We start from the raw sequence: 23,677 nt of genomic DNA on the forward strand, positions 1-23,677 counted from the left end.
GGGTCTATCTGAGGAAAGAAAATTAACAGTCGGCAGTCGCTGCCATCCCTTTCCAAAGAGGGACAGGACTTACACGCTGGCAATAAGCTTTCTGGATTTTGGACGATTTCTCACGGGCTGCATCCGCGAGAAATCGTCCCCCTGCGTAAGTCGCTAGAGGGATTCTAAAGAGGGAGGTGGGGAACTAGGCGCGGGCAGCCGCCTTGGCCGCCAGAGTTGCCAGACCCACACAGAGCAGCGCGTTTAACGCCAAGTATCCACGGGCGATCGCCCCTGCGCCCAATCCCATCACCTGCGGATCGACCACCGCGCTAATGCCCAAACAGGCCGCCACACCCAGCGTTGCGCCGATGGCCACCCACTTGCCCCAGGCATGGCCCAGCAGCAGCGCCACTAGCCCAAACGGAATCAGCACGCTGGCGAAGAGCGGGTTCAGTGCTGCGCTGCCGGATATTGCGCCGCCCAGTTCAGGAATCGAGCTACCCAAAAGTCGGAAGGGATATTGCGGCAGGTCGTAAATATAGAAACCCCGGAACGGGAAAAAGCCGCTGCTGCCTGCGACTAGGCCCAGCCCCAGCGACAGGCTCAGCACGGGCACATAGCGCCGCAGCAGCCACGCCAGCAGGTATGACCCCAGCACCATGCCCAGCTTGGGCAACAGCGCCACCGCGCCGCCATCAAACCAGAAGCGCAGGTTGAGATAGCCATTGTCGCGCAGCCAGCGCAGGAAGTCTTTCACGTCCAGATTTTCCTGCTGGGCTAACCGTACAGCAGCGTTGGCATCCAGCCGGCCTGCGCCGAAGTGGTTGAGCGGGTCTTCCGTAACCTGGCGAGCGGAGGATTTGAGGATTTGGGCGATCGCCTCCGGTTCCGTAATGCCTACGGATTTCACCAGCGCAGCAACGGCGGCAACGTGGGGCGCGGCCATGCTGGTGCCCTGGAAGGCACGAAACACGGGTTCGCCCGTCTCCGGATCGATAGTTTGCTGCAAAATGCCGCCTGCGTCGTTTTCGCCCTCAAACGCGCCGCCCGGTGCGGCAATGTCCACGCCCGCGCCGAAGTTGGAATAGGGCGCTTTGGCTCCCGTGGCATCCACGGCCGACACGGCAATCACGTTGCCATAGCGGGCGGGAAATCCGGCAGCGTTGGTGTTGGCGTTGCCTGCCGCTGCCACAATCACCACGCCTTTGCCGTGGGCATAGTCGATGGCATCCCGCATCACGCCCGCGTCGCCACCCCCACCCAGGCTGAGGTTAATTACGTCCGCCCCGTGGTCGGCAGCAAAGCGAATCGCCTCAGCAATGTCCGTCACCGTGCCGCCGCCCTCCGCGCCCAGCACCTTCAGCGGCATCAGGCTGGCTTCGTAGGCAATGCCCGCTACGCCGAGATTGTTGTTCGTGGATTGGGCGATTGTCCCAGCGACGTGGGTGCCGTGGCCGTTGTCGTCGATCGCCTCTTCCCGGTCGTTTACAAAGTCGTAGCCGGGGACAAACTTGGTCTGCTGCAAATCGGGCACAGGCGCAATGCCCGTGTCGATGACGGCAATGGTCGTGCCCGCGCCCTTGCTCTCGTTCCAGGCAGATTCCATCTGAAGGGTCTGGAGATTCCACTGTTTGGGATAGTCGGGGTCGTTGGGCACGTCCAGTGTGCGATAGATATAGTTGGGGTCGATGGATTCTGTATAGCGGCGCAGGTCAGAGCGGCGGAGCGATCGCAGGGTTCGCTGATCTCCTGGCAAAATGTAAACCTGCTCAGCCTGAGAAAAGGCGCTGTTGAGTTGGGGTGTGATGCTGAACTGTTGGGCGATCGCCCCTAGCTGCTGCTCCACTTCTGCCGCCGTCAGGTCATCCCGAAAGTCCAGCACAATCGACTCATACTCGCCCCGACTGCCCAGCCCTGGCACATGACCCAGCGCCAAGATCAGCCCCGCCAAAAACAGCCCAATCCACCACAGCCGTCCCATCGCTCCGACTCCCAGGAAGTGTTTCTTCCCAACGATAGCTCAGGCGCTAGCGGAGTTGGAGGGCAGAGTTAAGAAACGCAACTGAGAAGCTTTCGCTTTAATTCGCTCTAAATTACTTCAAGTCTGGGGTTCAGGATTAGCAGCCATTGCAAGCCGGAGGTGCCATCATCAAAGCGCAAGACTCAGCGAAAATGAGAAGTAAGTCCAAAACCCAGACGATTTCTCCACGCTCCCCACTGTCACCAGATCTCGCCCTATGACATCTTCTCCTTTGTTGCCGGATCGTATTGCTCCAGCCCTTGCAGCAAACCTGACGTACATCAAGCTCGATCGCGCCAAGCTTGCAGATTTTTGCCAGAAGCACCGCATTCGTAAACTCTCGCTATTTGGCTCCATCCTGCGCGACGACTTTGATCCAGATCGCAGCGATGTCGATTTCCTAGTGGAATTTTTGCCAGAAGCTCGCATTGGATATTTTGAAATCGTTCGTATCGAAAATGAGCTATCTACCATGATTGGTAGAAAAGCGGATCTCAGAACACCTCAGGAACTCAGCCGTTATTTTCGGCAAGAAGTAATTGATGAAGCTGTTACTCAATATGCGCGAACATGACCAAAATTGACGATACAACTCGCCTGCAACATATGCTGGACTATTCCAGAAAAGCCTGCGAATTTACACAGGGTAAAACTCAAGCTGATTTGGAGTCAAACGAAGTGCTAACACTGGCAATCGTTCGGCTGATTGAAATTGTTGGCGAAGCCGCAGCAAACGTATCTCCAGAGCGTCGGGAAGAGTTTCAAGATATTCCCTGGAGTGAAATTATAGGCATGAGAAATCGCGTCGTTCATGCCTACTTCGATGTCAACTTTAATATTGTTTGGAATACAGTGACCTACAATTTGCCATCGCTTATTGCTCAGCTCGAAGCCTCTCTCGAATAAGCAGGGTATTGAGCCATATAGCGGCTAGTTCTCTACGTGCAATTCTGCGTGAACTTGGCAGCTAGATAGGCCAGGGTTGCTTCAAAGCTGCCCCTATTCCCAGTCTCTAAACAATTCGCTTTTCCAGATATTGCCCAATCATCTGCTGTTCGCCTTCGCGGGTAATGATGGTCTGGCGGGTGCGGTAGAGTTGCCCGATGAGCTTGATTTCCTCCTCGAAGGAGGAGCCTTTGTATTCGGTGCGGAGGCAGAGGGTTTGGGGGTTGGTGAAGTAGTAGAGCGCGGTGACAGGCTTGGTGGTGGCAAAGCCGCGATCGCGGTACAGTAGACTTCCCATTGCGCCGAAGAGGGTAGAGCCTCTGGACTGGGTGCGTCCTGATAGCGCCTCGGCACTATTCCAGACGACCTCCGTGCCGCAGGTGAGGCAGGTGTCATCTTCCAGTTTGTGCAGGCGGGCGAGGTGGCGCAGTTCGTCGCAGCCCTGGGACAAAAAGCGGACTTGAATCTGGCTGACCATTTCCTTGGTTTCGCCGTCGGGCAGGGTGTAGTAGCGCCGCTCAGAGCGCCATTCGCCAGCAGACTGCTGAAAGAATTCGGCAATTTGGGAATCGCCTGCGGTTGTGGTCAAAGAAGGCTGAAACGTCACCGAACTGTCCTCACACTCGCAACTAAGGTTAATAAAGTAAATGGGGAAACCTGCACTTTTGTCAATTCATGCTTGCGTTTCTGTAATTCTTTTTAATATAACCCAGAGGGTGGGATTTTAGGGCCCCCTGGATGGGTAATTATTCTCAGCGATCGCCCAGATATATTGTTCCCATCTAACCCCGAAAAGGGTCAAATCCGGCATGATGTAAGAGGGCTGCTTGTTCTCAGCAATTTAACAACGGGTATGTCATCGTTCAACATTCAGGCACCGTTTGAGCCAAAGGGCGACCAACCAAGGGCGATCGCTCAACTCACCGACTACGTGCAGCAGGGACACCGCTACCAAACCCTGCTGGGTGCAACGGGCACGGGCAAAACCCACAGCATCGCTCGTGTGATTCAGAACGTGGGCAAGCCGACGCTGGTGCTGGCCCACAACAAAACGCTGGCGGCGCAGTTGTGCAATGAGCTGCGGGAGTTTTTCCCTGACAACGCAGTGGAATATTTCATTAGCTATTACGATTATTACCAGCCGGAAGCCTATATTCCGGTGACGGATACTTACATTGCCAAAACCGCGTCGATTAACGAAGAAATCGACATGCTGCGCCATTCTGCAACGCGATCGCTGTTTGAGCGCAAAGACGTGATCGTAGTGGCCTCCATTAGCTGCATTTACGGACTGGGAATTCCGGCAGAGTATTTGAACGCATCGGTTCGCTTTGCCGTGGGCATGGAGACGGATCAGCGGCAGATCTTGCGCGATCTCTCCACCGTGCAATATGAGCGCAATGACCTGGACGTGGGGCGGGGCCGATTCCGGGTCAAAGGCGATGTCCTGGAGATTGGCCCGGCCTATGAAGATCGAATCATTCGGATTGAGTTTTTTGGGGACGAAATCGATGCCATTCGCTATATCGATCCGATTACGGGTGCGACGCTGCAAAGCATGGAATCGGTGAACATTTACCCTGCCAAACACTTTGTCACGCCGGAGGATCGGCTGGAGGCGGCCTGCATTGCCATTCAGGATGAACTCAAGGAGCGGCTGGCGGAATTGGAAAGCGAAAATAAGTTATTGGAAGCCCAGCGGCTAGAGCAGCGCACCCGCTACGACTTGGAAATGCTGCGGGAAGTGGGCTATTGCAACGGCGTGGAAAACTATGCGCGACACTTGGCAGGTCGCCCGGCCGGGTCGCCGCCGGAGTGTTTGCTGGACTATTTCCCCAAGGACTGGCTGCTGGTGATTGACGAATCGCACGTTACGCTGCCGCAGTTGAAGGGCATGTATAACGGCGATCGCGCTCGCAAAACCGTCCTGATCGAACATGGGTTTCGTCTGCCCAGCGCTGCCGACAACCGCCCCCTTAAGGACGAAGAATTCTGGCAAAAAGTGAATCAGTGCATTTTCGTATCAGCCACACCGGGCGACTGGGAGTTGCAGGTGTCGGATGGCGTATTTGAAACAACGGGCGAAGGCAAAGACGCATCGAGTGTTTACCTTCGCGGAACCGGGCGGGTGGTGGAGCAGGTAATTCGCCCGACGGGGGTGCTTGATCCAGAAATTTTTGTGCGGCCGACGGATGGGCAGATCGATGACCTGCTGGGCGAGGTGCGCGATCGCGTGGAAAAAGGCGAGCGCACGCTGGTCACCACGCTGACCAAACGCATGGCCGAAGACCTGACTGAATATTTGCAAGAGCGTGGTATTCGGGTGCGCTATTTGCATTCCGAGATCAATTCCATCGAGCGGATCGAGATCCTGCAAGATTTGCGTCAGGGGGCGTTCGATGTGCTAGTTGGCGTGAACCTGCTGCGGGAGGGATTAGACTTGCCAGAAGTGTCGCTGGTGGCGATTTTGGACGCAGATAAGGAAGGGTTTTTGCGGGCAGAGCGATCGCTCATTCAGACCATTGGCCGGGCAGCGCGGCACGTCCGGGGACAGGCCATTCTCTACGCCGACAACCTCACCGACAGCATGGCCCGAGCCATCGAGGAAACCGAGCGCCGCCGCCAGATCCAGATGGAATACAACGAGAAACACGGCATTACGCCGCAGCCGATCGTTCGTCGCCAAAACAATGCGATTCTGCAATTTCTGGAAGTGTCGCGCCGAGTCAGCGCCCACGAACTGGAGGAAATGATCGACCAATCGGAGGATCTGCCCCTGGAAAATATTCCCGACCTGATCGTGAAGCTGGAAGCCGAAATGAAGGAAGCCGCGAAGAAGCTAGAGTTTGAAGAGGCTGCTAAAATGCGCGACAAGATTAAGCAATTGCGCGATCGCCTCACGGGTCGTCGCTAGTCCTCAAGTGTAATCAGTTTAAGGTTCAATTTTAATGTCCAGATAAACAATGTCTAGATAAACAATGTCCAAATAAACAATATCCAAATAAACAATATCCAAATAAACGACCAAACCTGGTTCAAAGCGGGGGTATCCCACTTTTGTAACCCTCACCCTACAGCCCTCTCTCAAAGCGGGAGAGGGACTTCCAATCCGGCTCTCCTTCTCCTGCTCTGGGAGAAGGGGCTGGGGGATGAGGGCAAACTTGCAGCCCTGGGATGCGCCCGTTCAAAGCCGACTCACAAAAGCCTTATCACAATTGCTTGAGAGTCGTCTCTTCACTTTGTCAGTTGAAAGTGAGATCTAGATTCCAAAGTGGTTCGTAGACCCATTCGCAACCCGATTCGCCACTCTATTCACACCCACCTCACACCCACGTCACGCCCATGATCGGACAGTCGAGGTCGTCACAATCCGGAGGTTCTCGATGCAGCGATTTCCCCAAATATTCCATCGTGGTGCCTGTGTACAACGAAGAGGCGAATATTCCAGAGCTATATCGCCGCGTCAGCCGGGTTATGGAGTCGCTGGATGGAGACGCAGAGCTAATTTTGATTGATGACGGCAGCGGCGATCGCACGCTATCCATGCTGCGCGACCTGCACCAGCAAGACCCCCGCGTGCGCTACCTCAGCTTTGCGCGAAACTTTGGGCATCAGACAGCAGTGACGGCGGGGCTGCACTTTGCACGGGGCAAAGCAGTGGTGACGATGGATGCCGACTTGCAAGATCCGCCGGAGCTAATTTTGCAACTGGTGGAACGGTGGCAGGAAGGCTATCAGGTGGTCTACGCCCAGCGGACTCGCCGCAAACAGGAAGGTCTGCTTAAGCGCGGGCTGGCCTACGGCTTTTATCGCATTTTGCGGAAGCTGGCGGATGTGGACATTCCCACGGACACGGGCGACTTTTGCCTGATGGATCGCGCAGTGGTGAATTTGCTGAATCGGATGCCAGAGCGCAACCGCTACATTCGCGGACTCCGCGCCTGGGTGGGCTTTCGGCAGACAGCGGTGCTGTTTGACCGCGACCCCCGGTTTGCGGGCGAGGTGAAGTATACCTTTCGCAAGTCGCTGGCGCTGGCGATCAACGGGCTGGTGTCGTTTTCGATTATTCCCCTGCGGCTTTCGACCTATATGGGCATGGCGGCGGCGGCGATCGCCCTGCTGATGATGGGGCTGGTGGTCTACTGGCGCTTGTTTGAACCCAACTCACGGCTAACGGGCTTTGCTACGATTGCGATCGCTGTCTTTTTTCTGGGCGCAGTGCAGTTGATTTGCATTGGCATTCTCGGCGAATATATCGGGCGCATCTACGAAGACGTGCGCGGCCGCCCGCTCTACACCCTGGCCGAGGCAGGTGGCTTCGAGGATTTGCCCCATCCCCAATCCTTCTCGCACGGGGTTTCGGAGCCGTAATCCTCTAATCTGCAACGATTGCGCGAGGCAGCCATTGCGTTAATTGTTGAATTGTTGGTTGAATTGTTGCACTGGCTATTTCGCTAATTGTGCTAACTGCGTCAACTTTTGCGCTAGCTATTGCGCCACATCTACGGGCTGATTTTCTGAGGCAGCCGAGCTAGCCAGCAGCGCCTCCAGCAGGTTGCCCCGATTGGTGCGAACCGTGTCCACCGTTGCCTTGATGAAGCCTGCAATCGGCACTGCCACCAGCAGCCCCAGCACACCGCCCACCTTCAGCCCGATATCCAGCGAAATCAGCATCCACACAGGGTTTAGCCCCGTCAACTCGCCCACAATGCGCGGGCCGATCAGGTTTTCGCAAATCTGGATAATCACCGCGCCGACGATCAGCACTTTTACACCCAGCCAAAAGTTTTGCAGCGCCAGCAGGGAACTGACGATCACCAGCGTCGTGCTGCCGCCAAAGGGAATCAGGCTGGCCGCACCGATGCCCAGGCCAAATAGCTCTGCCAGAGGAATTCGCAAAATCAGCATTGCCGCCGTTTGCGACAGACCCATGATGGTGGCTAGCGTCGCCTGTCCCACAATGAAGCGCTCAAAGTTTTGCGGTAGCGACTGCCGAATGCGATCGCCCCAGGGCGACGGCAGCCAGCCCAAAATTCCCGCCCAAAGCTGTTCGCCCCGCAGCACCAGGAAAATCGTGAACACCACCGTCAGGAAGATATTCACAATGCTGCCAATGGCGCTAAAGACCAGACTGATGACCTGCGTGGTGAGCGATCGCAGCACGCCCGTCAGCCGCTCGATCTGCTGATTCAGCGTCGTACTTAGGTCTACCGGAATCTGTTGCTCAATGGCCCAGGCTTCCAGCGATTTCAACTGCTGCTGGCCAGACTTCAGCCATTCTGGCAGGCGGGTGAGCAACTCGTTCGACTGGCGCAAAATCAGCGGCACGATAAACACCAGCAGCACGCTCAGCACAATCAGGAACAGCAGAAACACGACTCCGACGGCAATGCTGCGCCGCACACCGCGCTGCTGCAAAAAGCGGATGGGATAGTCCAGCAAGAAAGAAACGAGCGTTGCGGCAATCAGGGTGCTGATTAGCGGCTGGAGCCACTGGGCAAACAGCAGCAGCAGCCAAGCGTTGAGAAACACGACGGGGAAAATCAGCCCAATCGTAAAAATGCGGGGTAATCGACTCAACGACTCAAGCATGAGGGACGCAGTGGCAAAAACCAGAAGTTAGGGCGCTTCTGATGATCCTATCGCGATGTCGCTCTGTTCGTCCGACTCGACGACGCTTGTGTCGATGTCCACGCTGCCCGGTGTGGGAATGGCGCGATAGAGAAACCGAATCGTGTCGCGCTCATCAAAGCGATCCAGTTCGTGGCGGACATCTTCTTCGCTGGGCGCAGTGACTTGCATCAAAAAAGGCAGCAGCTTGAACGTGGGCGTATAGGTGAAAAAGTAGCCGCCATGCACGTCGATGCGCCCTGTTAGATAGAAGAACGTGTTAATCGCATCGATGGGAATCGCGGTGAATGGGTTGAGCTCCAGGGCAACCGCGTTCACGCCCTTCATCTTGGAGCAGTCCAGGTAGCTGAAATTTTCAAACAGGTCATAGGCAGACGTGGGACGCACCGCCTGACGAGTCAAAATTGCGCCGCGAATCAGCAAAATCTTAAGCTGCTCTCGGCGGCGCTTGCGGCGGGGCGTTTTTTGGATTTCTTTCTCTGGGTTGGGCGGCAAAAACACGTTTCCCAGGCGCAGACCTGACATTTCCACGCTGGGTTCGCTAAACCAGTTGCCCAGGGTGGAGAGATAGCGCAACACAATGTCGCGATCGCTCGACATTAGGTAAATCTGCTCGCAGCGGCGAATGGCAGAGCGGACGTAGTTGTTTCGCCCTTCCCGCAGCAGCTCCAGGGGAATATCGGGCGAGGCCAGAATCAGCTTGCCCAGCTTGAGGCAGTCGCCCAGTCCATCGTCATTGGATTCCTGGTCATCTTTGCCAAAGCGATCCGACAACACCCGCAGCACGTTCACCAGCACCAGCCCGCCCATGCTGTGGCCAATCAGGTTCACCAGCTTGCGGCTGCGCTTGAGGGCCAGTTGAACCCGCTCGTCGCGCTCCGGCAGCCCCATGTCTTGAAGCATGAGCCGCTTCAGCGATTTATCCAGCCGCCAGAAAAATTCCGCGAGATCCGGTGCGCCATAGTGAATCGCCCGGTAGCGATCGCGCTGATAGACCACCGACCGCAACAGCATCAGCAGCGACAGCCACAGGAAAAAGACCCCAGCGGCGATCGCCAGATGCCACTGCGGCCCCACATCCCGTACAAGGTCAATCTTCTCTGCCAGTTCCGTGAGGCCAATCAGCACCACGCTGGGAATAAAGCTGAGCAGCAGCAGGCTCCCCAGAAATTTCATTAAAATTTCCAGATTGCTCATAGAGTCCCGGATCAGCCCCCGGTTAAACACGGGCTGTTCGCTGGGCCAGTGATAGCCGATGTAGAGATGCTCTTCGCCCAGCGTGTCGGTGGGTTCCCCGCCGGGTTTGGGTTTGGCAAAGAGGTAGTTGGCTTCGTCTGAAAGAAACTTGTAGAAGCCACCCGCCGGGTTGGCGTAGCCGTGCGTCCGCAGGGTCAGGGCGCGGATGTTTCGCTGGTGAATGATTTCCGCCAGCTCATCGACATTAAACAGCGGGCGAAACAGCTTGGGGTTGGGGAGCGATCGCTCGACCGCCAGCGACACCGATGCCGTGCTGACCACCAGAAACGTATTCTGGGTACACCACTCGCCGCATTCGCCCTGCTTGCCCTCCTGCCCCAGATAGCGATACACCTCAAAGTTTCGCCCAATGGCTTTGGTAAACTCGCGGCGCTTCCAGTGGTTCAGCGTTTTGATGACGTACTCTTCGTCTACAAGCCGACAAAAGCCGGGATAGCGCTCCTGACACTGGGCCCAGTCAAAGGCTTGGGCATGGGTTTTGAGTTCGTTATGGAGCGCATCGGCGATCGCCCTGGGGTCGGCCTTTCCCTGATACACTGCGGGATCTGCGTCATACATCGGCTCGTAGGCAAGCTGCACGATTCGCGCCTTGGCCCACCAGTCCGAAAAAGGAGCCGCATTTGCCACAATGCCCCCCAGCCAGCGCTGGTCATTGGCACAGGCCTCACGCCCCGCTGACGACTCTGCCCAGCGATAGGGCAGCGCCTCCTCTAGCTGTGTTGCACCCATGAAGGTTCTCCTTCTGCGACCGTTGGTGATCCAGACCGTGGTTGATCCGGAGAGTGATCCAGAACTCGCGGCGGCTTAAAATTCCGCGCCGGGATATTCCCGAAATTTTAGAACCCTGCGTCTGGTCTGGTGCAGGAAGTTAACAAAGCCTTAGATGAGCCCCCGTAGAGGAATCACCAGAGATACACGCCAGAATCACGCCAGATTCGCGCCAGATTCATGCCAGATTTACGCTAAGCCTTGGCGCTGGGCAGCTTGACCTGAGTAGCAAGTCCCAGCTTTTGCAGCAGGGCGATCGTCGCCCAGGTGAGGTCAAGCTCCCACCAGGCCAGTCCGTGGCGGGCGGAATACTGGAAGGCGTGGTGGTTATTGTGCCAGCCTTCGCCGTAGGTCAGCAGGGCCACCCACCAGCAGTTGGTCGAGCGATCGCCCGAATCATAGCTGCGATAGCCAAAGCGGTGGGTGGCGCTGTTCACCAGCCAGGTGCAGTGATATACCACCACCAGCCGCACAAACACGCCCCAAATTACAAACGGCCAGCCCCCCAGCAGGTATAGCAACCCGCCAAACGCCACCTGAATCCAGAAGAAATGCCGCTGAAAAAATTGATAAACCGGATCGCCAGAAATATCGCGGGTGTAGCGGTCGGTTTCGGCCATGGCGGGCACATCGTAAAACATCCAGCCCATGTGGCTCCACCAAAAGCCGCGGCCAGAGTCGTGGTGGTCGCGCTCCTGATCGGAATGGACGTGGTGGTGACGGTGCAGCCCGACCCACTCCAGCGGGCCGCCCTGCATACTCAGCGTGCCAAAAAACACCAGCAGATATTCCAGCCACTTGGGCACCTGAAAGCTGCGGTGGCTAACGAGCCGATGCCAGCCCAGGGTGATGCCCAACCCGCCTGTCACCCAATGCAGAAAGACGAGAAGGGCGATCGCCCCCCAGTTAAACATTCCTGGCAACAGCGCCAGCAGCGCCCCCAAATGCACGCCCACCATAAATAGCAGGACGACGTATCGGGGCTTTTGTCGAGTTAACGGAGCAATAGTCATAAAATCCAACGAAAACTGTATAAAGGGTCAGGGGGTAAGGGGGCAGAGGTTTGGGCTGAGGAGCAGGTCACATGCGCTTGGCTGAGCCGCTAGATAGGCAATTAGCTGGGCAATTAGCTGGGCAATTAGCTGGGCAACTAGATGGGCAACTAGCTGGCAGCCCAAAATCGCCAATCTAAAATCCAAAATTGGCACAGGCGCATCCACTCCGCCCCAAGCTCATCATTTCGGGGAATGGTCGCTGGGTCAAGGAAAGCCCACCACACGCAGGAATGCTGGCGTGAAGATTGGCGCGGACTTCGGATACAAACTGGGGCGCGGACTGGGGCGCGAACTGGGGCGCGAATTAGGGCGCGGACTGGGGCGCGAATTGGAGCGCAGATAGGTACTCCAAATTGGGCGCATCCCAATTCTGCAAGTTTGCCTTCATCCCCCAGCCCTTTCTGCCTTTTTGGGAGAAAAGCAATCGGACTGGAAGTCCCTCTCCCGCTTTGAGAGAAAGATTTAGGGTGAGGGGTACAAAAGTGGGATGCACCCTCCAAATTACCTCGTGCAACGGATGCAGCAGACTGCAACCGCACAGGCAGATCGAAACGAGAAGAATCCAAGAAAGACCTGATTTTAGAGATAAACCGACTCAGCGAGAGAAGGGCAAAGGACGCGATCGCCGCACTCGCGAACCGTCAATCGTGTGGATTTCCTGGTCTTCCAAAATCGTGCGAACCCGATTGGATTGGGCCAGTGCGGGAATGCCTGCCGCGTCAATTTCGACTGGAACTGCGCCAACCGCGTCGGGAGAGGACGCAAGCAAATTGGCGTGAAAGGCTTCCAAAATGGGGCGAATTTCCTCCAGAGAGCGCTGGGCGGCGGTGCGTATGCGGGCGATCGCCGCTTGTCTTTCCTCTGGCGTTTGGCGGCGGGCTGGGGCAGGCGGCATCGGGCTACCTGGCCCTCCTCCACCCTCAGAGCGATCGGTTTCCAGCATCACCACCGCCCGAATTTTCTGCTGAGGCTTCAGATGCTCCAGCCGTGCGCCAAATTCCGGGCTGATTTTGGACAGATGCTTGGGTGAAGCAACGCGAATTTCAGGCTTAACAGGTTTAGTGTCTTTAGTCTCAATTCTAGGCTCGATTTCAGGCGCGTTTTTTCTAGCCAAACTATCTTGAACGCGATCTTGAAAACGCTCTTGAGCGCGATCGCCCTGACGATCTGTGCCATGACTGGCGCTTTCCCGACCCTCTCGATAAGCGGCATGGCAATCCCTTGCAGTCTCTGCCTGTTGCATAGGCGAAGACTCCAGAGAACTTAGAGAACCTATATCGCGACTCAACCAGCCGTCCGTATCTCGCAGCGCGTCTGCCATAGCTTAGCCAACCTCAAGCTCACCTTGGAAACGGAGACAATGATCTGCAACCCAAGTGTGTTCCTTCAGCCTATCCGAAAACTCAAAGCAATGACAGAAACTTCAGAAAACTCTGCCAAGCGCAGTATGACGCAAGACAGAAGGTTCCGCAAGGCAGCGCATCCAGCAAATTAACCTTCCCACTGCGTAAGTCTATGAAACTCCTGTGAAAGTCCTATCAAGACAGGACTTACGCACTTGCGATAAGCTCTTTGGGTTTTGGATAATTTCTCCCAGGCGCAGCCCGCGAGAAATTATCCAACTGCGTAAGTCTATGAAAGTCCTATGAAGAATTGAAGAACTGAAGTTTTGGCTAGAAATTTGCTAAGAATTCAGCGCTTCGAGCGCTTCTAGCGGCTGAATCAGCCCATAGCCCCAGCGATTGTCGGGACGATATTTGTCGCCATCGGGATGTTTGGCGGTCTGGCAGAGGGCTTCTAGGATTGCGGTCGTGGGTACGTCGGGCTTGGCGGCCATCAGCAGGGCGATCGCCCCAGAAACGTGTGGCGTAGCCATCGAAGTACCATCCATCACGGCGTACTCGTGCCCTTCCGATTCGCCCTCCGGCGGAATGCAAGAATACACATTGCAGCCAGGGGCAACGATATCGGGCTTCGTCACCAGTTGATGGTTGGGGTCGGGATAGACCAGACTGGCTCCGCTGCTGAAAAAGGCGACATCGGCTCGGTTGCGAGACATGCGACCCACCGCGCCGACCGCAAAGGCGCTGTAGGCATTCCCTGGAGAACAAGAATTGCCGTGGTTGCTGTTGCCAATCGCCACCACCGAGGCAATCCCATACTGCTGCATCAGTTCCTCAAAAATCAGCCCAAATCGGGGGTCGTAGTAACTGAACCCCAGGGACATATTGATCACCTGCGCTCCGTTTTCCACCGCCCACACGAGGCCGCGCACCAGGGCGATCGTTGTGCCAGAGCCGTTCAGCACGCCGCCCACCACCAAGTCGGCCTCTGGCGCAACCCCAATGGCGAGTCCCTGCGGCGTTTGCCCCCCTGCGATCGTGCCGCAGACGTGCGTGCCGTGCTGGTCGCTGTCGAAGCTGGTCGAGGTCTTAATCGTGCGGCCGAGTGGATCGATCACCACAAACTCTTTCACGCGATCCTGAAGCGCCGGGTGTTCGCCATAAACGCCCGTATCCAGCACGGCCACGCGCACGCCCGCGCCCTTGGTGGTTTCCCACAGTTCGGGAATTTCCAGATATTGCAGACCCCAGGTTGCGCCCTGCTCTAGCTCTTGGCGATCGGGCAACTCGTAGGACACGTCCTGCGGCTGGATCAGCCTAACGCGCTGGTTGGGCAATATGGCAACCACGTTGGGATGGCGGGCCAGCATAGGTAGGGAATTGCGGGTTACCTCGACGGCTGCCACCGGCAAGGCTCCAGAGCCAATCTGGGCGATCGCCGGTTCTTCGTGGCTCTGGAAATGCTTTGCTCCCTGCGTCTGATAGCTCTCAAACAACTGCGCCTGGATTGCCTGCTGATGCTTGGCCCGCTCTTTGAGATAGCTCAGGCGCGTTTTGTTGCTTCGCAATTCCTCCAGCGTCGGCAAGTCTTCTAGCTTGGGAGATTCGTAGATGACGATTGCATCAATCTTTTCGTTGGATTTTCGCTCGGCAAGCAGCGGGTCAAAGGCAGGCGAGATCTTATCTTCGATGCTCATCGGTTATGAACCTCCCCTTCTGGTTCGCTGGTGTCCTAGTTCATCGCCCAGTGTTGTAGCAAAACTGGGCGCAGTCGGCTTTTGCAATGCATGTCCCCAATGCAAGCCCTGTCGTAATCTTCATCAGCGCGATCGCCCATCCCGGTGGTTTTACGGAGTTTTTTGGCGATCGCCCCACGCAGCATCACACGGAGCTTTCTGATACCAATATATGATATCAATTAAATCTGAATTGCGGGTTCTCTCTGCTACTTCAGTTCCGAACCGAATTCCCCAGCCCTGCCATACACCTGTATGGTAGCGATCGCCGCTCGAATCCGACCGGCGGGCCCGTCCCCCCAGTTCTGATGGCGACATTTGGTGCAAAATAGTTCCCCCGCAAAAACAAATCGGCTTCCGGCCGTTTTCTGTCAATTTCGGGAGGCCGGTCGGGTATTAATCGGAACTCAAGTTGAGGAGCCGACCTGGGTCGAGTCGGGTGAGGCGGTGGCTGCTTCCGAGGGGGTAGTTTCCGGCGATTTGCTGCGCCAGAGCCAGCTTGTGATCAGGTGCGACAGTAGCCCCATCGGCCCGGCAAACAGGCATAGCGCCAGGGAATGCACCGTCCACACGCCTGTCCGCTGTCCTTCCCAATAAATCCAGCGCCCCACAAACAAATCCATGACCAGATAATGCACCCAGCCCGTTGCGGCGATCGCCTCATTGCTAAATAGCCGCGCAATGTCCGCAAGCTGAGCGCTGGCAAAATCCTGAGCAGAGGTCGTGGTGAGGTTGCTGGCAAACAGGTATACATACAGCCCCGCCAGCGCCACAAAGGGCAGGTAGGACTGCATCACCCGGCGCGTCATGCCCCAATTGGGCAAGAAAATCATCAGCGCCCAGAAGGGCAGCACGAAGAGGTTAGCAGCGTTAAAAAGGAGTTCGAGCATGATGGGTGACGCGTGGGTGACGGGTTGGGGAGAGCCAAAAAGGGACGAGAACCGGAATGGGGGGACGCGATTTCACACCCCCACGCCGCGAATCGAGCAATCGAGCAACTGCATCGGATGCAGCACAGGAACCGACTTGCCCTGGCGTTCTAGGTGGTGGCTGATTTGCACGAAGCAGCCGATGTTGGCGGAGGCAATGACCGATGCGCCCGTGTTGAGCAGATTGGTGACTTTTTGCCGCCCCAGTTCCTCGGCCACTTCGGGTTGCAGGATGTTGTAAACGCCCGCGCTGCCGCAGCAGAGGGCCGCATCGATGGGTTCCCGAAGCTGCACGCCGGGAATTTGTCGCAAAAGCTGGCGCGGTTGCAGGCTGATTTTTTGCCCGTGCAGCATGTGGCAAGCGTCTTGATAGACCAGCGTCAGCGGGTCGTCTTGCAGGGGATGCAGCGGAGTCGTTAGCCCGACTTCGGCGAGAAATTCCTGTACGTCTTTGACGGTTTGCACAAAGGCTTGAGCGCGATCGCCATAGGCCGCATCCCCTTTCAAAATGTGCCCGTATTCCTTCAGCGTGTGCCCACAGCCAGAAGCGTTGATCAGCACAAAATCCACCTTTGCCTGCTCGAAGGTGTCAATCATCTGCCGGGCCAAGTCTTGTGCCTGCTGCTCTTGCCCCTGATGGTGCGACAGTGCGCCGCAGCAGCCCTGCGCTGGGGGAATCACTACGTCGCAGCCATTGGCCGTCAGCACGCGCACCGTCGCGTCGTTCACCTCTGGGTTAAATAACCGCTGCACACAGCCGAGAATCAGCCCGACGCGATACCGCGCCTTGCCCTGAGCAGGGACAAATTCTGGCAGGCGATCTTGAAACGCTTGGGGCGAGAGGGGCGGTAATAGTGCCTCCATTGCCGCAAGCTGGGGCGCAAGTTGGGGCAAAATGCCGAGCGATCGCACGAGTTTTTGCAAACCCGATTTTTGGTATAGCCCCACGGGCCGCATCAGCAGCCGCATTCGGCTGGGATAGGGAAACAGCGAAAAGATCAGGCGGCGCAGCAGACGCAGGGGGAGCGATCGCTCGAAGTTGCGCTCGATCTGCGGGCGCGTCGCGGCGATCAGCTTGTCATACTGCACCCCAGAGGGGCAGGTGGTGACGCAGGCCAGACATCCCAGACAGCTATCAAAATGCTGTACCGTGCTGGCCGCCAGCGGCGCATCGCCCTCATTAATCGCATCCATCAGATAGATTCGGCCGCGGGGCGAGTCGGTTTCCTTGCCGATCACCCGATAGCTGGGGCAGGTCGAGAGGCAAAACCCGCAGTGGACGCAGGCATCAATCAGCTTGGGGTCGGGCGGCTCCTGCGCGTCGAACCCCGGCAGGTCGGCCGTCGGGTCGAGGTTGCTAAAGGAGGGATTGCTAAGGGAAATGGACGGCTCAGAGGTTTGCATAGGGAAATGGGCAATGATCTGAAAAGTCAACCCCGGTTCGAGTTGCAGAGGGTTGGGCAGCGTCAATCTGGACTCATCCTCCCGGACTCATCCTCATCTCATCCTCAGTATGAGCCAACTTGAGGCAAATCAGCGTGCCGCTTGCCTTCTAAGATACAAGGGATAGGCGAAGGGGAGCCACGAACGAGATAAGCGCAATCCGCAAACCCTGATTAGCTCCTGGTACGAAAATACCTAGACCGTGGAGCCACGAACGAGATAGGCGCGATCCGCAAACACCCCCACTCAATCCCTCTTCCCTCTTCGTTCTTCGTTCTTCGTTCTTCCCTCTTCCCTCTTCCCCAATGCCCCCTCTCGACTACGACCTGATCATCCTCGGCGGCTCTCTGGCAGCGCGAGAAGCGGCGATCGCCGCACGAATGCTACAGGCGCGGGTGGCGCTGGTGGAGCCGGACGGGGCCGAGGCAGCGCTGCGGCAAGACTGGCAGCATCAGGCGTGGATACAGATTGGGCGCTTGATAGAGGGGCGATCGCGCTTGGCGCAGATGGGACTGTCGGCGTTTTCATCCCCGCCCGCGTGGGCAGCAGTGCGGCAATGGGCAGAAGTTATAGCAACCGACCTGGCAGAAGAGACCTCGCTCTCGCAGGTGGCAGCGGCGGGCGTGGATGTGGTGGTGGGGCAGGGCGAATTTTTTCGACGGCCGCATCTGGGCGTGCGGGCAGGAGAGCGGACGCTGCGATCGCGGGCGTATTTGCTGGCTCCAGGGAATCGGGTGCATCCGCTAGAGGCGGGGAACTTCAATGGGAACTTCAGTGGGATCTTCAGTGGGATCTTCAGTGGGATCTTCAACGCCACGGCCGAAATGAAGACCCTTGCCCAGACTCCGGCAGAGTTTTGGCATCCTGACCACTCTCAACTGCCTGGGCGAATTGCCGTTTGGGGAGAGGGCGCACGGGCCGTAGAGCTGGCGCAAGCGCTGCATCGACTGGGCAGCCAGGTGACGCTGCTGCTGGATTTGACCTCGAATGCTGTAAGCCACGGCGGGCTTCCTGGTGGACGGTTGACACCCGCCTCGCGAAGCCGAATTGCCTGTCTCGATGCTGACCTCCGCCGCCTGCTGCTGGCCTCGCTGGAGGCAGATGGCATCGCAATCTACCCGGCGGACACACTGACCGAGGTTCATTCCCACGCCGGAACCGTGAAGCTGGCGTTGCCGGACGGAGCGCAGACAGTGGATTGCCTGCTAAATGCAGGGGAACCTGTGCCCGACTGGGACGGACTGAACCTGGAGGCGGCAAATATTCGCCTAGACGCAGACGGGCTGCGGGTTTACCCGACGCTGCAAACCTTTAATGCGCGAATCTTTGCCTGCACCAGCCCCAGCGCCGCCCGCCAGCAGGCCCAGCTTGCCGTCCGCAATGCCGTGTTTTTACCCAATCGCCATCTGCGCCCGGAACTGCTGCCGATGGTGATTGCAACGCAGCCTGCGATCGCCAGCATCGGGCTGACCGAAGCCGAGGCCCGCGATCTTGCTCTGCAACGCTGGCGCGATTCCCACGGAACCGAGGTGGTCGTGCAAACGCTGCCGTTCAAGCTCAACCCCAAAGCGCCCATGCAGGCGGCCCCCACCGGATTCTGCAAACTCATCGCCCGCCGCAATGGCCGCATCCTTGGCATCCACCTGGCGGGGCTGGATGCGGAAGAAGCGCTGTCTACGGCGGCGATCGCCCTCCAGGAACACTGCCGCGTGCGATCGCTTGCCCAACTCCCCGTCGCCTCCCCCAGCACCGCAGAAATCTTGCGGCAAACGGCGATCGCCTGGCAGCAGCAGCGCCTCGCCCAGCAGCCCCGCCTGCAAGACTGGCTCGAAACCTGGCAAGAAATTCGGCGATCGCGCTCCCGCTGGACACAGCTTTAGCCGCTTTCCCAGCAGACACGCATAAAAATGCACCGTTGAGACACAGGCCCAGCGCCCATCTCAACGGTGACTCCATCAATCCTGGAATTTGCTTTAGTTTGGACTAATGGTGAAGAGGAAGGCAGTCAATGAGAAGCACCGACTGCCGTAAGGTCAATGAAGTACAACCAACATTGACCCCATGATTTTCAACGAACTTCAGCAATTTCGCCAAACGTTGTATGCCAGCTTGGGAAACGCCAGAGATGCCCTGTTTGATCTGATGGATGCCGTGTTAGTGAGTGCGTGCATCGTGTCGTTTGTGAGGCTATCGCAGAGTCCTGTCTTTCGTCGCCAGTGGTCGAGCCCCTATGAAGCGTTGCGCGATAGCCGCCTACCCCGCTCAAAGGTGCTGAAGCTGTTGGTGCAGCAGATACCGACTCAGCAGCAACCGTTGTTGGCAGGTGATGCGAGTCGGTGGAACCGTCCTGCTGCCAGGCGTTTGAAAGACCGCACCTTATCAGGCAGAACAGGACATGCCCCGATAGCCGGACAAAACTACAGTACCTTAGCCTGGATTGCTGAAGACAGGGGCAGTTGGGCATTACCATTGCGGCATGAGCGCATCACCAGCTTTGAAACACCCGCCAGTAAAGCGGCATTCCAACTCAAACAAGTGACTCGGCAGTTAGCGGTGCGTCCGTTGGCGATCTACGACCGAGGGTACGGCAATGCCAGTTTTGTCAACCAAACGGCAGGGATTGAGGCAGACTTGCTGCTGCGGGTTACATCCAATCGATGTGTCTATGGCGCGCCCCCAGCGTATCGAGGGCGAGGCGCACCTGCCAAGCATGGACATAAGATGAAACTCAATGACCCTGACACTTGGAGTGTCCCGGTCGAAACCGTTGAAGTCGATGATCCCAACTGGGGACGAGTGCGGGTCAGTCGTTGGAGTGCATACCATTTCCGCAAATCCCCAAACGGGCAATGGAAGTGTTGCGCGTGGAGGTGCTGGAGACACAGAGCAGCACGCGACGCTTGGCTCCTTTGTGGTTAGTTTGGCTGGGTGAGCAGATGCCTCCGTTAGAAACCCTGTGGTTGCACTACCTCCGTCGCTTTGCCATTGAACACTGGTATCGCTTTGCCAAGCAGAGGCTATATTGGACACATCCCCAGTTCAGTTCTGTATCGGCAACCGAACAGTGGAGCAGCCTGATGCCGTTGCTCAGTTGGCAGTTGTGGTTAGCGCGAAAGGACTGTACTGACCACCCCTTGCCCTGGCAGGCACCGCAAGAAACGTTGACTCCGGGTCGGGTCGCACAAGCGTTTGCAGGCATTTTGGCAGCGATTGGCACCCCTGCTCCTGCGCCTAAACCTCGTGGTAAATCGCCAGGACGAGGCAAGGGGCACAAGCCAACTCCTCGTCCCTGCTATCCGATGGTCAAAAAACGAGCCTCGAAACGCAAGACATCCGAACAATCCCTGAACAGTCCGGTTGCAACAGCAGCTTAACTGCGAGCAGGATTGTATCCAATTCCTTAAGTTCAACTGTTATGAACGGTTGAGCAGATTCTTTATGGCATCCTGTTGAGCATTATTGTGATGCCAGTTAGTCCAAACTAAAGAATTTGAATCAGGGCAGAGAATCCCTAGGCAACGATGGCAAAGTCGATGCCCTCCATCCAGGGCGTACCCGCCAGCGAAGCAAACTTGCCGCCTGCGCCCAGCCCGTTGGCGCTGCCGTTTTGGTTATAGAACAGGGCACCCGTGGACTGGTTATAGACGATGAAGGCGCGGCTTCGGCCCGCAGCGCGATCGCTACTCACCACGGCAAACTCATTGGCCTTGCTAAACCCATTACCCACGCTGCTGGTTAACGCGGTAAACACGCGCTTGCTAAGGACAATCTGATCGCCTTCAAACCAGTTGAAATCAGCGATTGTATCCACGCCGAAAGTGGCTGCCGAAAAGGGACTCGTGCCGCGAAACTCGAAGCGATCGCTCCCTTCGCCGCCGTTCAGCGTGTCGTTGCCGCGCCCCCCAATGAGGCGATCGCTGCCCACATCCCCCAACAGCCGATCGGCCCCGTCGCCTCCTTCCAGGATGTCGTCGCCCTGGTTGCCTTCCAGCAGATCGCGGCCGGCCTGCCCCTTCAGGCTGTCATCACCCCGTCCGCCCCGCAGTTCGTTGTCGCGGAGGTTGCCGCGAATCTCATCATCCCCGTCGCCGCCAAAGACGTTTTCGATCAGGGTTCCGTCGGCGATCTTCAGCGTCGTACCCGCAATCAGGCTATTCGCCCCTGGGGCCAGGTCAATTTCCAGATTCGAGGTCACCGCCGCACAGTTGAGCGTGTCGGTGCCTGCGGTGTCGGTCAGCGTCGTGCGGCTAGCATCCGCGCTGAACTTGCCAAACTCGTTGGTATAGATATACGTGTCGTCCTCGCTGAGCGCGTCGCCGTAGAGCTTCAGCGTCCAGCTATTGAGAATGCCCGTATCCAGCCCAAACTCGTCGGTAATGCTCAGCGTCCAGTCGCCCACACCCGTCTCGCCCCAGTGGTGGGTACTGCTCAGGGTGAATTTGATTTCTGTATCGAAGCTAAAGGGATTGGCCACCAGCACGCTTTCGGTGCCGTCGGGCGAAGTCAGCACAATTCGCAGATCGCCCAGATAGGTATGCTCCAGATCCAGCACCACCTCGATCTGGTCAATCTTCAGCCCCTCCGTAATCGTAATCGAGTCGCTGACCGTATCCAGGTCAAGGATCTCCAGGTCTGGCGTGCTGGTGGCGCTCACGACCTGCTCATTGTCGAAGGTACTCTGGGCCGTCCAGGTTTCCGCCAGGCGCACGGCCGCATGGGCATCCACCAGCCCAAACCCATAGTCATGGCTGACATGCAGCCCGCCGCCGTTCCAGTTCTTTGCGCCGTTAAACGACCAGCCCAAATCGGTCGCGTCGGTCTGGCGAGCCGAGTAGGCCAGAATTTCCTGCACATCCCGATAGCCCAGGGACGAGTTGGCTTGCAGCATCAGCGCCACCACCCCGCTGACGATGGGGGCAGAGGCAGAGGTGCCGCCAAAGTTGCTAGTGTAGTCGCCGGGGTCGTCTCCTGACCGCCCCGATAGGTCAGTGGTAACAATACCGTCGTCAAATTCCCCACCGGGCGCAGACACCAGCAGGTTGGCTCCTGGCGAACTGTAGAAGGTGTATTCCCCAAAGTGGTTGATCGCCCCAACGGCAATCGTGAAGCGAGAGTTTTCTAGGTTGTGATAGTTGGCGTTGTCGCCAAAACCGCGCCCGTTTCCGCCCGCAAACACGACCACCGTTCCCAACCCGCCGCGCCCGTTTTCGGCAGCGTTTTGCAGCGCATTGCCAAAGCCTTCGTAGGCAGGGGTAGAGAAATTGTCATAGAACGGGAAGACGTAGCCCCAGCTATTGTTCACCACGTCAAAGTTGGCGGCTCGGTACAGCGCCGCTGTGGCCTGGGCAATGAAATCTGACTCGTCGAGCGTCCAAAAATCGAGCCGTAGCGCCGAAATACTGGCCTCTGGCGCAACACCCACCCCACCAACCGCGTTGGCAGAAGCGGCGATCAGCCCTGCTACCGAGGTTCCGTGAGAGTCAAATATAGATCCAGGCGCGGGGTCGCCGTCGTTTTCGGCGGCATCCAGTTCCAAATCGCTGTTGTAATTCACGAACAGGTCGTCGTGGATGTATTCCACACCGTCGTCGATGATGCCGACGTTCACACCCGCGCCTGTGTAGTCTTCCCAGACGTTTGCGATATTAATGTCGATTCCGGCCAAGCCGCCAGTTTGTCCGGTGTTAACCAGGTGCCATTGGTCAGAAAAGAGCGGGTCGAGTGGCGGATTGCTGAGGAGACTTGCGGTATTGAATGGAGCAGACGGAACAGACGGAGCAGGCTGAACTTTGCGGAGCTGAAATGGGCGGAGCGGAGTCGTCGATCCAGAGGGGGCAGTGGACTTAGACATGGGTATAGACCAGGTAATAGATGCGGTGAATCAGGTTTGTCCGTATCGTCAAACTAGCCTGGAGCCTTGCCAGAAGAGATTCTGCGAGATTTCTTAGTCGGATTTCTTAGTCGGATTTCTTAGAGAGTGTTTGAAAAGGTATCGCCTGTAATGTTAAGCACTCGGAGATCCCCCCTAGCCCCCCTTAAAAAGGGGGGAAACCGCCTTAAAGTCCCCCTTTTGAAGGGGGATTTAGGGGGGTTTTGCACGCTTTGCTACAAACAGTAGGACTTTTCAAACATCTTCTTCTCAGTCAGATTTCTCAGTCAGATTTCTTGAGCGCAATTTGGGGACTACAGGCTCGATTGAGATGTCAGGTTCGACGCGAGTTTTTATGCAACGGTCAGAAATATTGGCTTAAACGGTTTCAACATTGGCTCGAAAGCTGTTGCGTTGATGGATTGGATCTGTGATTGGTTGAAGCTGTTTTCTGCGATGCAAACTCGCTATAGTTCCAATTTGCTCGGCCGCATCGGTCAGCCTCATTCCCCGTGTGGGGAATTTTTGGCGATCGCAAAGTTTTCGTCCTATTCTACGCGCAGCCAAACGGCGGGCTGGGAAGCCTGGAAGCTCTGGAAGCCCCAAAAGCTCTGGAAGCCCCAAAAGCCGTGGAAGCCCAGATTCAGCCAGTGTTTAGACCTGATCCCTGGTTCTCTGAAAGATTCCCTCTGAAAATTG

At 57.0% G+C, this 23,677-nt stretch carries 17 protein-coding genes and 1 pseudogene; 7 read left to right on the forward strand and 11 right to left on the reverse strand.

Annotated features, from left to right (window positions below; genetic code table 11):
- Positions 1-184: 184 nt before the first annotated feature.
- On the reverse strand, positions 185-1,963 hold the full coding sequence (locus JTM80_RS10805) for a S8 family peptidase (protein ID WP_205371173.1): 1,779 nt from the start codon (positions 1,961-1,963) through the stop codon (positions 185-187).
- A 256-nt stretch (positions 1,964-2,219) separates the two neighbouring features.
- Here JTM80_RS10805 and JTM80_RS10810 point away from each other — a divergent pair, with 256 nt between their 5' ends.
- Together JTM80_RS10810 and JTM80_RS10815 are read left to right on the forward strand one after the other, a co-directional pair.
- Complete coding sequence (locus JTM80_RS10810) at positions 2,220-2,576, forward strand: nucleotidyltransferase family protein (protein ID WP_172357789.1); 357 nt, start codon at positions 2,220-2,222, stop codon at positions 2,574-2,576.
- Entirely contained in the window at positions 2,573-2,908 is a 336-nt protein-coding gene (locus JTM80_RS10815) for a DUF86 domain-containing protein (protein WP_172357791.1), read from the forward strand. Before JTM80_RS10810 ends, JTM80_RS10815 begins: the two co-directional genes overlap by 4 nt.
- 106 nt (positions 2,909-3,014) lie before the next feature.
- On the opposite strand, the gene JTM80_RS10820 is transcribed toward JTM80_RS10815, so the two are convergent.
- Positions 3,015-3,536 carry a phycobiliprotein lyase gene (locus tag JTM80_RS10820; RefSeq protein ID WP_225906823.1) on the reverse strand — a complete coding sequence of 174 codons (522 nt, stop codon included), beginning with the start codon at positions 3,534-3,536 and terminating at the stop codon, positions 3,015-3,017.
- Positions 3,537-3,800: 264 nt separating this feature from the next.
- Here JTM80_RS10820 and uvrB point away from each other — a divergent pair, with 264 nt between their 5' ends.
- The gene (uvrB, locus tag JTM80_RS10825) at positions 3,801-5,861 is read left to right on the forward strand and encodes an excinuclease ABC subunit UvrB (protein ID WP_205371174.1); all 2,061 of its coding nucleotides are present in this window, start codon (positions 3,801-3,803) and stop codon (positions 5,859-5,861) included.
- A 428-nt stretch (positions 5,862-6,289) separates the two neighbouring features.
- Complete coding sequence (locus tag JTM80_RS10830) at positions 6,290-7,318, forward strand: glycosyltransferase family 2 protein (RefSeq protein WP_172357797.1); 1,029 nt, start codon at positions 6,290-6,292, stop codon at positions 7,316-7,318.
- A gap of 117 nt (positions 7,319-7,435) precedes the next feature.
- On the opposite strand, the gene JTM80_RS10835 is transcribed toward JTM80_RS10830, so the two are convergent.
- The 8 genes from JTM80_RS10835 to JTM80_RS10870 form a co-directional block, all read right to left on the reverse strand.
- A complete protein-coding gene (locus JTM80_RS10835; protein WP_172357800.1) occupies positions 7,436-8,539 on the reverse strand; it encodes an AI-2E family transporter in 1,104 nt (367 codons plus the stop codon).
- A gap of 27 nt (positions 8,540-8,566) precedes the next feature.
- Positions 8,567-10,564 carry an alpha/beta hydrolase gene (locus JTM80_RS10840; RefSeq protein ID WP_172357802.1) on the reverse strand — a complete coding sequence of 666 codons (1,998 nt, stop codon included), beginning with the start codon at positions 10,562-10,564 and terminating at the stop codon, positions 8,567-8,569.
- 233 nt (positions 10,565-10,797) lie between these two features.
- Complete coding sequence (locus tag JTM80_RS10845) at positions 10,798-11,616, reverse strand: fatty acid desaturase (RefSeq protein WP_172357804.1); 819 nt, start codon at positions 11,614-11,616, stop codon at positions 10,798-10,800.
- A gap of 637 nt (positions 11,617-12,253) precedes the next feature.
- Positions 12,254-12,901 carry a hypothetical protein gene (locus JTM80_RS10850; protein ID WP_172357806.1) on the reverse strand — a complete coding sequence of 216 codons (648 nt, stop codon included), beginning with the start codon at positions 12,899-12,901 and terminating at the stop codon, positions 12,254-12,256.
- Between the two features lie 441 nt (positions 12,902-13,342).
- Positions 13,343-14,698: a S8 family serine peptidase gene (locus tag JTM80_RS10855; protein WP_172357808.1), complete on the reverse strand. Its 1,356-nt coding sequence runs from the start codon at positions 14,696-14,698 to the stop codon at positions 13,343-13,345.
- Positions 14,699-14,733: 35 nt separating this feature from the next.
- Complete coding sequence (locus JTM80_RS10860; RefSeq protein ID WP_172357810.1) at positions 14,734-14,886, reverse strand: hypothetical protein; 153 nt, start codon at positions 14,884-14,886, stop codon at positions 14,734-14,736.
- A gap of 258 nt (positions 14,887-15,144) precedes the next feature.
- Positions 15,145-15,630: an ABA4-like family protein gene (locus JTM80_RS10865; RefSeq protein WP_205371339.1), complete on the reverse strand. Its 486-nt coding sequence runs from the start codon at positions 15,628-15,630 to the stop codon at positions 15,145-15,147.
- Between the two features lie 69 nt (positions 15,631-15,699).
- Entirely contained in the window at positions 15,700-17,070 is a 1,371-nt protein-coding gene (locus JTM80_RS10870) for a (Fe-S)-binding protein (protein WP_205371175.1), read from the reverse strand.
- Between the two features lie 344 nt (positions 17,071-17,414).
- Between JTM80_RS10870 and JTM80_RS10875 the strand changes: the two genes are divergently transcribed.
- Both JTM80_RS10875 and JTM80_RS10880 read left to right on the forward strand, forming a co-directional pair.
- Positions 17,415-18,989: an FAD-dependent oxidoreductase gene (locus JTM80_RS10875; RefSeq protein ID WP_172357814.1), complete on the forward strand. Its 1,575-nt coding sequence runs from the start codon at positions 17,415-17,417 to the stop codon at positions 18,987-18,989.
- Positions 18,990-19,170: 181 nt separating this feature from the next.
- Positions 19,171-20,483: pseudogene (locus JTM80_RS10880) on the forward strand (NF041680 family putative transposase).
- Between the two features lie 137 nt (positions 20,484-20,620).
- Here the strand turns inward: JTM80_RS10880 and JTM80_RS10885 are convergent.
- On the reverse strand, positions 20,621-22,960 hold the full coding sequence (locus JTM80_RS10885; RefSeq protein ID WP_205371176.1) for a S8 family serine peptidase: 2,340 nt from the start codon (positions 22,958-22,960) through the stop codon (positions 20,621-20,623).
- 474 nt (positions 22,961-23,434) lie between these two features.
- On the opposite strand from JTM80_RS10885, the gene JTM80_RS10890 reads away from it, so the two are divergent.
- A complete protein-coding gene (locus JTM80_RS10890; protein WP_205371178.1) occupies positions 23,435-23,671 on the forward strand; it encodes a hypothetical protein in 237 nt (78 codons plus the stop codon).
- Positions 23,672-23,677 lie beyond the last annotated feature (6 nt).

Source organism: Thermoleptolyngbya sp. PKUAC-SCTB121, assembly GCF_016919485.1.
GTDB lineage: Bacteria > Cyanobacteriota > Cyanobacteriia > Elainellales > Elainellaceae > Thermoleptolyngbya > Thermoleptolyngbya sichuanensis.